Source organism: Pseudomonas sp. NBRC 111139, assembly GCF_001753955.1.
GTDB classification, from domain to species: Bacteria; Pseudomonadota; Gammaproteobacteria; order Pseudomonadales; family Pseudomonadaceae; genus Aquipseudomonas; species Aquipseudomonas alloputida.
Genome location: NZ_BCBP01000026.1, coordinates 48027 through 62274, shown reverse-complemented (window position 1 = coordinate 62274; position 14248 = coordinate 48027). Strand labels below are relative to the sequence as shown.

The following is a 14248-nucleotide window of genomic DNA, read 5'->3' as shown; positions in this document are numbered from 1 at the left end:
TGGAAAAGACTCAGGCCTTGCGCAGCCAGTAAGTATAGGTACCGGCCTCGGCCGTTTCTTGCAGCAGGGTATGACCGGCCAACTGGGCGAAAGTGCGGAAGTCGCGCTGGGAGCCTGCGTCCGTGGCGATAACCTTGAGCACCGCGCCACTGGCCAGGCGATTGAGCTCCATCTTGGCCTTGAGCAGTGGCAAAGGGCAATTCAGCCCGCTGGCGTCCAGTTCGGCGTCGCAGGTCAGGGTGTTACTCATCGCAGGGTCTCCAAAGGCATCGCCAGGGTGCTTCTTGGCATGGCTGGCTAGGATAGCGCCACTGGTCGCCAACGTGTGAGCCCGCTACAGTAGGTATCTTTGATCCGACGCGAGCTTCATGCATGAATCTACTGCGCCCTACCCTGCTGACGCTGGCCTGCCTGATGGCCCTTCCCGGCCATGCTGACGACCTGCCATCACTGGGTGATGCCAGTTCTGCGATCGTCTCGCCGCAACAGGAGCACCAACTGGGCCGTGCCTGGCTCAGCCTGCTGCGCGGCCAGGTCAATCAGCTCAACGACCCACAGCTCAAGGACTACGTCGAAACCAGCGTGTACAAGCTGGCCGAAACCAGCCAGCTGCAGGACCGGCGCCTGGAATTCATCCTGATCGACAGCCGCGAGTTGAACGCCTTTGCCGCCCCGGGTGGCATTGTCGGGGTCAACGGTGGGCTGTTCCTCAACGCCCAGACCGAGGGCGAATATGCCTCGGTACTGGCCCACGAACTGGCGCACTTGTCGCAACGCCACTTCGCACGGGGTGTCGAGGCCCAGCAGCGTATGCAGTTGCCGATGATGGCAGCGCTGCTGGCCGGCATCGTGCTGGCCGCAGGTGGCGCCGGCGATGCGGGCATCGGCATGATTGCCGGCACCCAGGCGGCGGCCATTCAGGAGCAACGGCGCTTCTCGCGCCAAAATGAACAGGAAGCTGACCGCATCGGTATCCAGAACCTGGAAAAGGCCGGCTACGATCCGCGCAACATGCCGACCATGTTCGAGCGCCTGGCACGCCAGTATCGCTATGACGCAAAACCGCCGGAGTTCCTGCTGACCCACCCGGTGACCGAATCACGTATTGCCGACACCCGTAACCGCGCCGACCAGGCGCCCCAGGGTGGTATTGAAGACAGCATGCGCTACCAGCTGATCCGCGCCCGGGTGGCACTGACCTACGAAGGCACGCCGGGGCTTGCCGCCAAGCGCTTCCGCGCCCAGCTGGACGAAGACCCAAAACTGGATGCCGCACGTTATGGCCTGGCCTTGGCACAGATCAAGGGCGGGCAATTGAACGAGGCCCGTGAAATGCTCAAGCCGCTGCTGGCAAAGGCGCCCAACGACATCACCTACAACCTGGCGCAAATCGACCTGGACATCACCAACAACCGTCTTGCCGACGCCCAGCAGCGCGCCGAACGGATGCAGGGGCTGTACCCGGGCAACTACCCGTTGAAACAGGTGCGTGCCGACCTGCTGGTGAAACAGAACAAGCCGGCTGAGGCCGAGAAGGTGTTGAACGAGCTGGTGAAGAGTCGGCCGGATGACCCGGATGTGTGGTACGACATGGCCGAGGTGCGTGGTTTGTCGGGCAATACCATTGGCTTGCACCGGGCGCGTGCCGAGTACTTCACGCTGGTCGGCGACTTTGATCAGGCAATCCAGCAGCTGGATTACGCCAAGCGCCGGGCGGGTGGGAATTTCCCGCTGGCCTCACAGATTGACCAGCGCCAGCGCGAGATCATGGAGCAACGGCGCATGGTTCAGGAAATGATGGGGCGCTGAGGATTTTGGGGGCGCTTTGCGCCCCAATCGCGACACAAGGCCGCTCCCACAGGCGTCTGCAGGGCCATGTGAGAGCAGCTGTCTTGCTCAATTTCTAAAAACTGGCGCGATCCCTGTGGGAGCGGCCTTGTGTCGCGATAGGGCCGCAACGCGGCCCCGGCAACCTCAAGCGTTACCGGAAAGCTTCAGCCGCGCCGCCTGGGTAAAGTCCAGCATGCGATTAAGCGGCTTGATCGCCTTGGGCACCAGCGCCGGGTCAACGAAAATCTCGTTGGTGCCATTACGCAGGCAATCCAGCACCCGCTCCAGGGTGTTCATCGCCATCCACGGGCAATGCGCACAGCTGCGGCATGCCGCGCCGTTGCCGGCGGTGGGGGCTTCGACGAATTCCTTGTCCGGGCACAGCTGCTGCATCTTGTAGAAGATGCCGCGGTCGGTGGCGACAATGAAGGTTTTGTTCGGCAGGGTCTGGGCAGCCTTGATCAGCTGGCTGGTGGAACCCACCGCGTCGGCCAACTCGATCACCGCTTCCGGCGACTCGGGGTGCACCAGGATCGCAGCATCCGGGTACAGCGCCTTCATGTCAGCCAACTGGCGCGACTTGAACTCTTCGTGAACGATACAGGCACCGTCCCACAGCAGCATGTCGGCACCGGTCTGCTTCTGGATGTAACGGCCCAGGTGCTGGTCCGGGCCCCAGATGATGGTTTCGCCGTTGTCCATCAGGCTTTCGACAATTTCTAGGGCACAGCTCGAAGTCACCACCCAATCGGCGCGTGCCTTCACCGCTGCGGACGTGTTGGCGTAGACCACCACGGTGCGCTCAGGGTGCTGGTCGCAGAAGGCCGAGAACTCTTCTACCGGGCAGCCCAGGTCGAGCGAGCAAGTGGCCTCCAGTGTCGGCATTAGCACGCGCTTTTGCGGGGTGAGGATTTTTGCCGTCTCGCCCATGAAGCGCACACCGGCCACGATGACCGTTTCGGCCGGGTGGTTCTTGCCGAAACGGGCCATTTCCAACGAGTCGGACACGCAGCCGCCGGTTTCTTCAGCCAGCGCCTGGATGACCGGGTCGCAGTAGTAATGGGCAACCAGCACGGCATTCTGGGCCTTGAGCTCGGCAGCGATGGCCGCACGGTATTCGGCCTCCTGCTCGGCTGTCAGCGGGTTGGGCTGCTTGGCGTCGAGGTGGGCCTGAACCAAAAGGCGTTCGGAAATCTGGGTCATGATCGCTGGACCTGCAGGCGCGCTTGCGCGTCAAATCGAGTGTATCACCCGGCCCTGGCAGATCGGCTAAGGGTGCCGGACGGCATGCTGACCGCCACGGCCCTCTGCGGGCGCGGATTATTATCGGAGGCCGAAGGCTACAGACAATCCAGCGATTACTAAAGGGGTTTTTGTGTTGCCTGTGCTGGCCTCTTCGCGGGTAAACCCGCTCCTACACTGTGAAATCCTGGTAGGAGCGGGTTCACCCGCGAAGAGGCCGCAACAGGAGAAACCATCACCCCTGCGGCGACAGGGCCCCCAGATGCGCCGCCATGAACATGGCAAATTCTTCCACGGTCATTTTTCGGCCATTGAAATCGACCATGCCATCGGCATAGTGCAGGCTGCTGACCACATCATCGCCCTGCACGGTGGCCATGCCGCTCTGCAGCGCCATCATGCCGACCATCTCCCCCGCCTGGCTCGACTGCATGGCAATCGCTTGCGCATCGGTCTGGCCATCCAGCAAGGCCTGCAAGGTCGCCAGGTCACCGATCATCGGCTTGGACAGCGACAGCTTGCCTTTCACCTCCGTGATGATCTGCTTGCTCAGCTGGTCCGGCGGCAGGTCGAAGCTGGCCGGTGCGGCGAGGTCCATCGACAGGTTGAAGCGGCTCTCGCCATTGGCGGTCTTGAACGACAGGTTTTCCACCGCCAGCTTGGGCTTGGCGGCCAGCAACTTCTGCAAGTCACCCTGGAAGCGGGCCTTTTCGGCGTCGTCCATCTGGATCTGCGGCACCGGCTGGCCAGCCGCACTGGCGGCCTCGAACTCCGGCAAGTGCGACTGGTACCACTTCGACAAGGCCTGCAGCGCCGGGGCGTTTACCGAAGTCACGCTCACCGCCATCTGCGCCTTGCCTACCGCGCGGCCATCCCAGCTGATGTCGCCGACCTTGTACGCCGCGCGGCCACCTACGGTGTCCGTGCCGTCGAGGGTTTGCAAGGCGTTCTGTTCCAGGCCCTTGATCAACAGCACCTGCTGTTTCGGCCCAAGTGTGACCTTGGCTTCAGCCAACGCCAGATCGACGTTACCGACATAGATGGCATCGTGCGCGGTGGCTGCGAGGTTACCGCCAAACGTCAGCCCTTTGAGCTCGAACGTGGCCGGCGGCTGGTCGTCATGCACACGCTTCATCACCAGCCTGTCGGCCTGGCCGCGGAACTTGGAGGCCTTGCCCTCCTTGTCCCCACTGACTTCGAACTGCATGCCCGAAAAGTCGAAGGTGTTGCCATCCGCTTCGTCAAACTTGAGCGGCGCCAACTGAACCTGGCTGACCACACTGCCGCCGTAACCCAGGCTGGTCTGCGCGCTGATCGGGGCCTTTTCACCCGCAGCGGCGAACAATGGCGCGACGGCTTCATCCTTCTGCAGCGTGCTGTTGCTGACCGCCATTACCGGCATCAGCTTCAGTGCCCTGACCCTCGACCAGGGAAACGGGCCGTGCTCGATCTGGTCGGTCACGCCCACGTCAAAATTGATCACCTCGCCCTGCCCCACGTTGATGTCGCGAGCCTTGAGCCGGTACTGGGCAGTGCTGCTGAAGAGATGCTGCTCCAGCGACACACGCTCGATGCTCATGCTACCACCGGTACTGACCAAGGCCTTTTTGAGTTCGGCGTTGCTGCGTGCAAGGGCGTTGTCCAGCTCTGCCGGCAGCTGCTTGCCGGTGTACCAGGCGCCTGCGGTGGTTGCGACGGCAATGGCGATAGCCAGGCCGGAAAGGATGCCAACTGATTTCTTCATGAATAGAACCGATTGCTGTCCGTAAGGGCTTCGAAGGCGGCCAGAGGCCACGCAGAAATCGAAGAGTACCACCCCCGATTGGGCCGAGTGCTGGCCCAGCTCGAGAAATGCCATTTTTCGGACACATCCGACAGCCAGGTGAAACAAGCAAAGGATTCGTTAATTTTTACGAACACTCAAATTGATCAGAATCGCAAAAAAACGCGCAACAACCGAACAAATCCCGTATTTAATCGATAAATATTTCAATATTGCAACATCTTGTCATGTTTAACTTGACACCCACCTACCCATCGTTTTTTATTTTCACCACTTTGCGCGCCCCACCGCGCCTCCCGCCGCTCCAACATAAAAGGTGAACAATATGGAGCCCACCCGCTCGCCCTTGCCGCATGCGCAATACACCGTGCCCGTCGTTTACGCCCAGCAGCAGGAGCCATGCCAGCATGCAGCCTGACCACAGCGCTTCCGGCAACGGCCAACTTCGCAAAACCCTGCGCCTCTGGCACGTGATCATCATCGGCCTGGCTTACCTGACCCCGATGACCGTGTTCGACACCTTCGGCATCGTCAGCGGGATCACCGCTGGCCATGTACCCAGCGCCTACATCCTGGCATTGGCCGGCATCCTGTTCACCGCGGTGAGCTATGGCACCCTGGTAAAACGCTTCCCGCAGTCGGGCTCGGCCTACACCTACACCCAGCGCGCGATCAACCCGCACGTGGGCTTCCTGGTGGGCTGGTCTTCACTGCTGGACTACCTGCTGCTGCCGATGGTCAACGCGCTACTGGCCAAGCTGTACCTTTCGGCCATGTTCCCGGAAGTACCTGAGTGGATGTGGGTCGCCGGCTTCGTCACCCTGATCAGCCTGATCAACATGCGCAGCGTAAACCTGGTGGCCCACTTCAACCTGCTGTTCGTGGGTGTACAGGTGGCGATCATCGCCGTGTTCATCTACCTGTGCGTGCGCGGCCTGGACCAGGGTGAAGGGCTGGGTACCACCTGGAGCCTGATACCGTTCGCCGACAGCCAGACCCAGTTCAGTGCCCTGGCCGCCGGTGCAACCATCCTGTGCTTCTCGTTCCTGGGCTTTGATGCGGTCACCTGCCTGTCCGAGGAAACCCGCGATCCGGCCAAGACCATTCCCCGGGCGATCTTCCTCACCGCACTGATTGGCGGTGTGGTCTTCATCACCGTGTCGTACTTCATCCAGGCCTACTTCCCGACCATGGCCCGCTTCCACGACCAGGAAGCAGCCCTGCCGGAAATTGCCCTGTACGTTGGCGGCAAGCTCTTCCAGTCGATCTTCATCGCCTGCACCGTGATCAACACCATCGCCTCGGGCCTGGCCTCGCAAACCAGCGTGTCACGCCTGCTGTATGTAATGGGCCGCGACAACGTGATCCCGGCCAGCGTCTTCGCCCGCCTGCATTCGCGCTACAAGACGCCAGTGCTGAACATTGCAGTCGTAGGGCTGATTTCGCTATCGGCGATCTTCTTCGACCTGGTTACCGCCACTTCCATCATCAACTTCGGCGCCCTGGTCGCGTTCAGCTTCGTCAACCTGTCGGTCATCAACCACTGCTACCTGCGTGAAGGCAATCGCAAAGGCCTCAGCAACCAGTTGAAGTACCTGGTTCTGCCGACCATCGGCTTCTGCATCATCGTCTCGCTGTGGCTGGACCTGAACGCACATTCGCTGATGTTTGGCGGCATCTGGGCTGCGCTCGGATTGATCTACCTGGGCTGGCTGACCAAAGCCTTCCGCGCGGCACCGCCCAACTACGTCGCCGAATGACCCACGCTGCCAACAACGCCCGCGCCTGATCGCGGGCGTTGCATTTGTTCGAAAAGGAAAGCCCTCATGCCGCTGCGTCGCCTCTCCATCCAGTGGAAGATCACACTCCTCGCCGGCCTGTGCCTGCTGGCCATTGTCGCCTTGCTGGTAGCCACCTCGCTGACCCAGGCCCATCGCAGCGCCGCTCTGGTCAACCAGGCCAACACTGCCATGCTCGAAGACAGCGCCCGCCAGCGCCTGCAGGCCCACGCCGAAACTCAGGCCTTGCGTATCCAGCGCTACTTCATGGACGCCTACCAGTACGGCAATGGCTTTGCCCGCCTGGTACAGGTGCTGAAGGCCCGTGGTGGTAGCGACCTGCGCGCCGAACTGACCCGCCAGGCGCGTGCCAGCCTGGCCGGCAACCCGGATGTGATTGGCCTGTATTTGGTGTTCCAGCCCAATGCCCTGGACCAGCAGGACAGCCACTACCTCGGGCAGGACGCCCTGGGCAGCAATGAGAGCGGGCGTTTCTCGCTGTACTGGTCCCAACCAAGCCCCGGCACCCTGGAACTTGAAGCCATGCCGGAAACGATGCTCGGCGACACCAGCATCGGCAGCAACGGCGCGGCGAAGAACCGCTGGCTGACCTGCCCGCAGGACACCGCCAGGACCTGCATGCTCGAACCGTACCTCGACGAGGTCAACGGCCGTCAGGTGCTGATGACCAGCATCGCTCTGCCACTGCTGGAACACGGCAAGGTAGTCGGCGTGGTCGGCCTGGACATCGGCCTGGCCAACCTGCAGCAACTGAGTGTGGACGGCCGCCGCGACCTGTTCGACGGCCAGGGCCAGGTGAGTATCGCCACCGCCGCCGGCCTGCTGGCGGGCAACAGCCGCGACGACAGCACGCTCGGCAAGCCCATGGCAAATGCGGTAGCCGACGGCCTGCTACGCGTGGCCCACCCCTTCACGCCAATCCCTGACACAGCCCCGTGGCAGGTATGGCTGGAAGTGCCGGAAAGCGTGCTGCAGGCCCCTGCCGTAGCCCTCAACCAGCGCCTTGATGCCCATAACCAGAATGCCAACCTCACCAGCCTGCTGATAGGCCTTGGCACGGCAATCGTGGGTTTGCTGCTGGTGTGGCTGACCGCTCGCGGCGTTAGCCGGCCAATCCTGGCCGTGGCGGCACGCCTGGAAGACATTGCCAGTGGCGAAGGCGACCTTACCCGTCGCCTGGACTACGCCCGCCAGGATGAACTGGGCCTGCTCACCGGCTGGTTCAACCGCTTCCTCGACAAGTTGCAACCGGTCATTGCCCAGGTCAAAGGGTCGCTGCAGGAGGCCCGCGACACCGCCGACCAATCGGCTGCCATCGCCAGCCAGACCAGCAACGGCATGCAGCAACAGCATCGCGAAATCGAACAGGTGGCCACAGCGGCCAATGAAATGAGCGCCACCGCTCTGGATGTCGCCCACAACGCCTCGCAGGCGGCCCAGGCCGCACGCGCCGCGGATCAGGCCAGCCAGGAAGGCTTGCAACTGGTGGACAGCACGCGCCAGGGCATCGACCGCCTGGCCGCAGGCATGAACACTGCCATGGACGAGGCCCGTGCACTGGAAGACCGCAGCGGGCAAATCGGCTCGGTACTTGAAGTGATCCGCACCATTGCCGAGCAAACCAACCTGCTGGCACTGAATGCCGCCATCGAAGCGGCCCGCGCAGGCGAAGCCGGGCGTGGCTTCGCCGTGGTTGCCGATGAGGTGCGCGGCCTGGCCCAGCGCACGCAGGTTTCGGTAGAGGAAATTCGCCAGGTCATCGAGGGCCTTCAGCAAGGCACCCAGGACGTGGTGGGGGCCATGCATGCAGGCCAACGCCAGGCCCAGGACAGCGCCGCACGCATGGAGCAGGCATTACCGGCACTGCAGCGTATTGGCGAGGCCGTGGCGGTGATCAGCGACATGAATTTGCAGATAGCCTCGGCGGCGGAAGAGCAGAGCGCGGTGGCCGAGGAAGTGAACCGTAACGTGGCCGGCATTCGAGACGTGACAGAATCGTTGGCCGGGCAGGCCGATGAATCGGCACGCATCAGTCAGGCCCTGAACCGGCTGGCCAACCAGCAGCAAGCGCTAATGGAGCAGTTTCGCGTCTAGCCTGTGAGGGCCTCTTCGCGGGTAAACCCGCTCCTACACGGGATTTGCACTGCTCTTGTAGGCGGCGCCAGCCCCTGTAGGAGCGGGCTTGCCCGCGAAGAGGCCGGAACAGACACAACAGCATCATCGTTTTTACTGAGCACTACTCATGCAAACCGCAACCCGATCCACCTTCTTCGACATCACCAGCGAACAAGGACTTTTACGCACCTCGATCGCCGCCACCCTGTTCATCGCCAGCATCGGCATCGCCTTCGGCCTTGCCTCCGGCTCGTTTTCCATCGTCTTCGACGGCGTATACTCGCTGGTCGACGCCAGCATGAGCGGGCTCTCGCTGGTCGTGGTCAAGCTGATCACTTCGCACACCACCAGCGTGCAGATGTCACGCAAGCTGCGCGAGCGCTTCACCATGGGTTTCTGGCACCTGGAACCCATGGTACTGGCGCTCAACGGCATTCTGCTCGGCGGCGTGGCCATCTACGCGCTGATCAATGCCGTCAGCAGCCTGCTGCAAGGCGGACGCCACCTGGAGTTCGGCATTGCCATGGTCTACGCGGCGCTGACGGTGATCACCTGCGTGACCATCGCCGTCATCGAGGCCCGCGCCAACCGCAAACTAAAGTCAGACTTCGTGCGCATGGACGTCAAGGGCTGGGTGATGTCGGCCAGCATCACTGCCGCACTGCTGATCGCCTTCTGCTTTGGCTATGCCGTGCAAGGCACTTCGCTGGAATGGGTATCACCCTATATTGACCCGGCGGTGCTGGCGCTGGTGTGCCTGGTGATCGTGCCATTGCCGATGTCGGTGGTGCGTCAGGCGCTGTCTGAAATCTTCCTGGTCACCCCTGGCGACCTCAAGCTGCACGTAGATGAGGTGGCCAAGGCCTTCGTCGCTCGCCACGGCCTGCAGTCTTACCGCGCCTATGTCGCCAAGGTCGGGCGTTCGCGGGAGATCGAACTGTATTTCATCGTGCCCAAAACCATGGCGGCGAAGACCATCGATGAATGGGATGCCTGGCGCAACGAGATTGGCGACGCGGTAGGCGGCGAAGGGCCGGACCGCTGGCTGACAGTGGTGTTCACTGGCGACCCGGAATGGGCCGAGTAATGTGTGGGCGCGCTGCGCCCTTTTTCCGAAACCCGTAGCGCAAACGAAAAAGCCCGCGACCATTTCTGGTAGCGGGCTTTCACGGACTGCGTATGGTGGGTCGTGTAGGATTCGAACCTACGACCAATTGGTTAAAAGCCAACTGCTCTACCAACTGAGCTAACGACCCATTTGATGGCGCGTATAATACTGATTTCTAACGAGAATTCAACACCCCATCACGATTTTTTCAAAAATACCGAGTCGGGTCTTCGATACCGGCGGCCTTGAAACCGTCGGCGCGCAGGCGGCAGCTGTCGCATTTGCCACAGGCGCGGCCGTCATCGTCGGCCTGGTAGCAGGAAACGGTCAGGCTGTAGTCCACACCACGGGCCATACCGGCCTGCACGATCTGCGCCTTGCTCATGTTCTGCAGCGGCGCCTGGATGCGGAAACCCTGCCCTTCTACGCCAGCCTTGGTCGCCAGGTTGGCCATGCGCTCGAAGGCCTCGACGAACTCGGGACGGCAATCCGGGTAGCCAGAGTAATCGACGGCGTTGACGCCAATGAAGATGTCGCGCGCTTCCAGCACTTCTGCCCAACCCAGCGCCAGCGAAAGGAACACGGTGTTGCGCGCCGGCACATAAGTGACCGGAATGCCTTCACCCGGGGCTTCCGGCACGTCGATGCTGCTGTCGGTCAATGCCGAACCGCCGATGCCGTCGAGGTTCAGCCCAATCACCTTGTGCTCGACCACACCCAGGTCGCGGGCCACGCGGGCAGCGGCGTTCAGCTCGGCGCGATGACGCTGGCCGTAGTCAAAGCTCATGGTGTAGCAGCTGTAGCCTTCGCCCTTGGCCATGGCAACCACGGTGGCCGAGTCCAGGCCGCCGGACAACAGGATTACTGCGCGTTTTTCTGTCATGTGTACGTGCTCCTCAATCAACGTCCGGGCTCGTCGTTCCACAGCAGCTTGTGCAGCTGAAGTTGGAAGCGTACGGGCAGGTTGTCAGCAACGATCCAGTCAGCCAGGTCACTGGCGTTTACCTGATGATGGCTGGGTGAGAACAACACCTCACCGGCACGCTCTGCCAGGTTGTACTGGATCAGCTTGGATACCGCCCAGTCATAATCCTCACGGGAACAAATGACGAACTTGACCTGGTCGTTGCGCGTCAGCTGCTCGATGTTCTCGTAGCGGTTACGGTGCGACTCTTCGGAGCCTGGGGTTTTCAGGTCGACCACACGACTGACGCGGGTGTCGGTGCCGGCAATATCCAGCGCGCCGCTGGTCTCCAGCGACACCTCGTAACCGGCGTCACACAGCCGCTGCAGCAATGGCAAGGCGTTGGGCTGGGCCAGCGGTTCGCCACCGGTGACACAGACGTAGCGCGGCTTGAAGCCGGCCACTTGCTCAAGGATCGAATCAAGGGTGCGAACGGTACCGCCACTGAAGGCATAGGCACTGTCGCAGTACTGGCAACGCAGGGGGCAACCGGTGAGGCGCACAAATACCGTAGGCAGCCCGGCCGTTCGCGTCTCACCCTGCAAAGAGTAAAAGACTTCGGTGATGCGTAATGTGTCTTGCATGCTCGCCACGGGCGTGACAGCTAAACAGGCTGTCCGCCTCCGTCAGGCACTGTCGCGGACTCGACATCGCGTTATCCGCAGCAGCGTGTTTACGAAAAAAGGGCAGTGATTCTAACGAAAAAACCCGCGACTGGCGCGGGTTTCTTTCGAGCGGTACAGCGACAACGCCTAGAGCTTCTGCAGGTCACGCTGGGCCAGTTGAGCGGCAGAGGTGCCGGGGTACTGGGTGACGACCTGCTGGAGGATGCCTTTTACCTTGTCGGTATGGCCCATACGGCGCTCGACATCAGCCAGTTTGTACAGCGAATCTGGCACCTTGCTGTGCTTCGGGTACTTTTGGCTGACCTGGGCAAAGGCCTGGCTGGCGCCTTGCAGGTCACCCTTGGCCAGGTTCACTTCACCCAACCAGTACTGGGCATTACCGGCGTACTGGCTGTTGGGGTACTTGCGCAGGAAGGCGTTGAACGCCTGGCTGGCCTTGTCGAAGTCTTTCTGTTTGATCAGGTCGAAAGCTGCGTCGTAATAGAGCTTCTCTTTCGCCGGATCACCGGGCTGGCTACTGCCGGCCGGTTGTTGCGCAGCAGCACCTGCTGCGGCATCGGGGGCGGCATTGGACGCACCACCACCGGAGGAATTGTCAGGGGTTGCGGCAGGCGCAGCGCCACTGTTGATGCGACGGTCCAGGTCCTGGTAACGCTCCAGGTTTTCCTGCTTCATGCGCGACACATCGTTTTGCAGCTCTTCGATGATGCCTTGCTGGCGGGAAAGCTGATCCTGCATCTGTTGCAGCTGCATGAACAGCTGGCCCTGTGCAGAGGCAGGGGCCGAAGCCCCTGACCCGGCATAGGCGCCGCTCGTGCCATAACCCGCAGGCGGATAGCTGCCTGCGTTGTCATCTACTACAGGGACCTCAGCCCAGGCCGCAAGCGGCAGGCTGAGTGCGAGGACGGTTACTACACGGCGGCACATACGCATAAGAACTTACTTACGCAGTTCTACGCGACGGTTCTGAGCCCAGGACTGCTCGTCGTTGCCGGTAGCAACTGGACGCTCTTCGCCGTAGGAAACCAGTTCCAGCTGAGCAGGGGAAACGCCCTGCAGAACCAGGTAGCGCTGAACGGCTTTCGCACGACGCTCACCCAGAGCCATGTTGTACTCGCGGGTGCCGCGCTCGTCGGTGTTACCTTCCAGAACAACACGGTTGCCGTTGGCTTTCAGGTCCTTGGCGTGAACGTCCAGAGCGCGCATGGCTTCTGGCTTCAGGTCCGAGCTGTCGTATTCGAAGTAGAAGGTGGTGATTGCGCGCAGGGCGGCTTCTTCGCTCAGGGAGCCGTCAACAGCGCCAGTGTTGGCACCGTAGCCAGCGTTAGGGTCTACAGCAGCGCCTTCGCCTGCGTTATCACCGCCCTTCGAGGAGCAACCTACAGCTACGGCCATGGCCAGGGCCAGCGCAGCAAATTTACCAAACTTCAGCATTTCCATCGTGAAACTCCTAATGAAACCCCAGTGTGTTAAGCAAAATGTATTACGCCGCAATCAGTTCAGGTAAGGGGACCAGGACGGTTCTCTGACTTCGCCTTGAGCGGTAGGAAGTGGGAGCCTCACGCGGCCATTAAGCGACACGAGCATCAAGACTCCCCGGCCCTGCTGGCGGGTGGCGTAGATTAGCATGGTGCCGTTTGGCGCAACAGTGGGAGACTCATCAAGACTTGTTTCAGACAGAATCTTTACACTTCCGCGCTGCAAGTCCTGTGCCGCCACTTTGAAGTTGGTAAAGCCCTGTTGGCGATGGATCATTACCAGGGTCTTTTCGTCCGCCGAAAGTTTCGGGTTGGCGTTGTAGTTACCCACGAACGTTACGCGCTCGGCACCACCACCACTGACCGACTGTTTATAGATCTGCGGTTTGCCGCCACGGTCGGAAGTGAAGTAAAGGGTGTTGCCATCTTTGCCCCAGAACGGCTCGGTATTGATACCCGGGCCTGCAGTAACACGGCTGATCTGGCGCGAGGCCACATTCATCACGTAGATGTCCGGGTTGCCGTCCTTGGACAGCACGAACGCCAGGCGCGAACCGTCTGGCGACCAGGCTGGCGCGCCATTGAGGCCCTCGAAGTTGGTCACCTGCTCGCGGCGGCCAGTATCGATGTTCTGCACGAAGATACGTGGGCGCTTCTGCTCGAACGAAACGTAGGCGATCCGTTTGCCATCTGGCGCAAAGCGCGGCGACAGGATCGGCTCACGCGATTGCAGCAGGGTCACCGCACGCGCACCGTCGTAGTCCGAACGCTGGAGGGTGTAGCGGGTGTTGTTGGTGGAGAAACGCTCGGCCGTCACGTACAGCATGCGCGTAGAGAACGCGCCCTTGATGCCGGTCAGCTTCTCGAACGACTGGTCGGCAATGTAGTGCGCCATGTCGCGCAGCTGGTCGGTGCTGCCCGCCACGCTGCCGGTCAGCACTTGCTGCTCGGTGGCGACGTTGAACAGCGCGTACTGCACCTGCAGGCGACCGCCCGACGGCACGATGCTGCCGACCATCACGTATTGTGCACCCAGCGCTTTCCAGTCACGGAAGATCACTTCGCTGGCCTGCGACGGCTGGCTGATCATGTTCTGCCGCGGAATTGGCGAGTAGTAGCCAGAGTTGCGCAGGTCATTGCCGATGATGTCGGCGATGTCTTCGGGCAGCACGCTGCCGCCCTGCAGACCGAACGGCACTACCGCGATGGGCGTGGCCCGATCACTGCCGCTGGTAACCAGGATGTTCTTTTCTTCTGCCACCGCCATGCCTGCCACGCAGCAGAGCATGACCAGCAGTCCTCT

12 protein-coding genes, 1 tRNA gene and 1 pseudogene are annotated in these 14248 nt (G+C 61.6%); 5 read left to right on the top strand and 9 right to left on the bottom strand.

The features are described 5' to 3' along the window. Positions 1-10: 10 nt before the first annotated feature. Entirely contained in the window at positions 11-250 is a 240-nt protein-coding gene (locus BJQ17_RS09415) for a sulfurtransferase TusA family protein (protein WP_003254745.1), read from the bottom strand. Positions 251-372: 122 nt separating this feature from the next. On the opposite strand from BJQ17_RS09415, the gene BJQ17_RS09410 reads away from it, so the two are divergent. Then, positions 373-1809: a M48 family metalloprotease gene (locus BJQ17_RS09410; protein ID WP_003254746.1), complete on the top strand. Its 1437-nt coding sequence runs from the start codon at positions 373-375 to the stop codon at positions 1807-1809. 165 nt (positions 1810-1974) lie between these two features. On the opposite strand, the gene nadA is transcribed toward BJQ17_RS09410, so the two are convergent. Next, a complete protein-coding gene (nadA, locus tag BJQ17_RS09405) occupies positions 1975-3033 on the bottom strand; it encodes a quinolinate synthase NadA (protein ID WP_070095934.1) in 1059 nt (352 codons plus the stop codon). Positions 3034-3307: 274 nt separating this feature from the next. Continuing rightward, positions 3308-4816, bottom strand: a complete 1509-nt coding sequence (locus tag BJQ17_RS09400) for a YdgA family protein (protein ID WP_070095933.1) — start codon at positions 4814-4816, stop codon at positions 3308-3310. Between the two features lie 446 nt (positions 4817-5262). Here BJQ17_RS09400 and BJQ17_RS09395 point away from each other — a divergent pair, with 446 nt between their 5' ends. The 4 genes and pseudogenes from BJQ17_RS09395 (at position 5263) to BJQ17_RS09385 (ending at position 9856) form a co-directional block, all read left to right on the top strand. Continuing rightward, positions 5263-6615, top strand: a complete 1353-nt coding sequence (locus BJQ17_RS09395) for an APC family permease (protein ID WP_003254749.1) — start codon at positions 5263-5265, stop codon at positions 6613-6615. Between the two features lie 66 nt (positions 6616-6681). Further along, positions 6682-7890 (top strand): annotated as a pseudogene (mcpU, locus tag BJQ17_RS32485) (methyl-accepting chemotaxis protein McpU); the annotation flags it as partial. A gap of 102 nt (positions 7891-7992) precedes the next feature. Beyond that, complete coding sequence (locus BJQ17_RS32480; RefSeq protein ID WP_370688784.1) at positions 7993-8748, top strand: methyl-accepting chemotaxis protein; 756 nt, start codon at positions 7993-7995, stop codon at positions 8746-8748. Positions 8749-8896: 148 nt separating this feature from the next. Beyond that, the gene (locus BJQ17_RS09385; RefSeq protein ID WP_003254751.1) at positions 8897-9856 is read left to right on the top strand and encodes a cation diffusion facilitator family transporter; all 960 of its coding nucleotides are present in this window, start codon (positions 8897-8899) and stop codon (positions 9854-9856) included. A gap of 93 nt (positions 9857-9949) precedes the next feature. On the opposite strand, the gene BJQ17_RS09380 is transcribed toward BJQ17_RS09385, so the two are convergent. The 6 genes from BJQ17_RS09380 to tolB form a co-directional block, all read right to left on the bottom strand. Then, positions 9950-10025 (bottom strand) — tRNA-Lys (locus tag BJQ17_RS09380). A gap of 60 nt (positions 10026-10085) precedes the next feature. Then, positions 10086-10778 carry a 7-cyano-7-deazaguanine synthase QueC gene (queC, locus tag BJQ17_RS09375; RefSeq protein ID WP_080634937.1) on the bottom strand — a complete coding sequence of 231 codons (693 nt, stop codon included), beginning with the start codon at positions 10776-10778 and terminating at the stop codon, positions 10086-10088. Beyond that, positions 10778-11425, bottom strand: coding sequence for a 7-carboxy-7-deazaguanine synthase QueE (queE, locus tag BJQ17_RS09370; RefSeq protein WP_003254753.1), 648 nt, complete (start codon positions 11423-11425; stop codon positions 10778-10780). Before queE ends, queC begins: the two co-directional genes overlap by 1 nt. Before the next feature lie 168 nt (positions 11426-11593). Further along, entirely contained in the window at positions 11594-12400 is an 807-nt protein-coding gene (gene ybgF / locus BJQ17_RS09365) for a tol-pal system protein YbgF (protein ID WP_003254754.1), read from the bottom strand. A 6-nt stretch (positions 12401-12406) separates the two neighbouring features. Further along, positions 12407-12907 (bottom strand): peptidoglycan-associated lipoprotein Pal, encoded by a 501-nt coding sequence (gene pal / locus BJQ17_RS09360; RefSeq protein WP_003254755.1) that lies wholly within the window; start codon positions 12905-12907, stop codon positions 12407-12409. Between the two features lie 54 nt (positions 12908-12961). Continuing rightward, on the bottom strand, positions 12962-14233 hold the full coding sequence (gene tolB / locus BJQ17_RS09355; RefSeq protein ID WP_012051477.1) for a Tol-Pal system beta propeller repeat protein TolB: 1272 nt from the start codon (positions 14231-14233) through the stop codon (positions 12962-12964). Between the last annotated feature and the right edge of the window lie 15 nt (positions 14234-14248).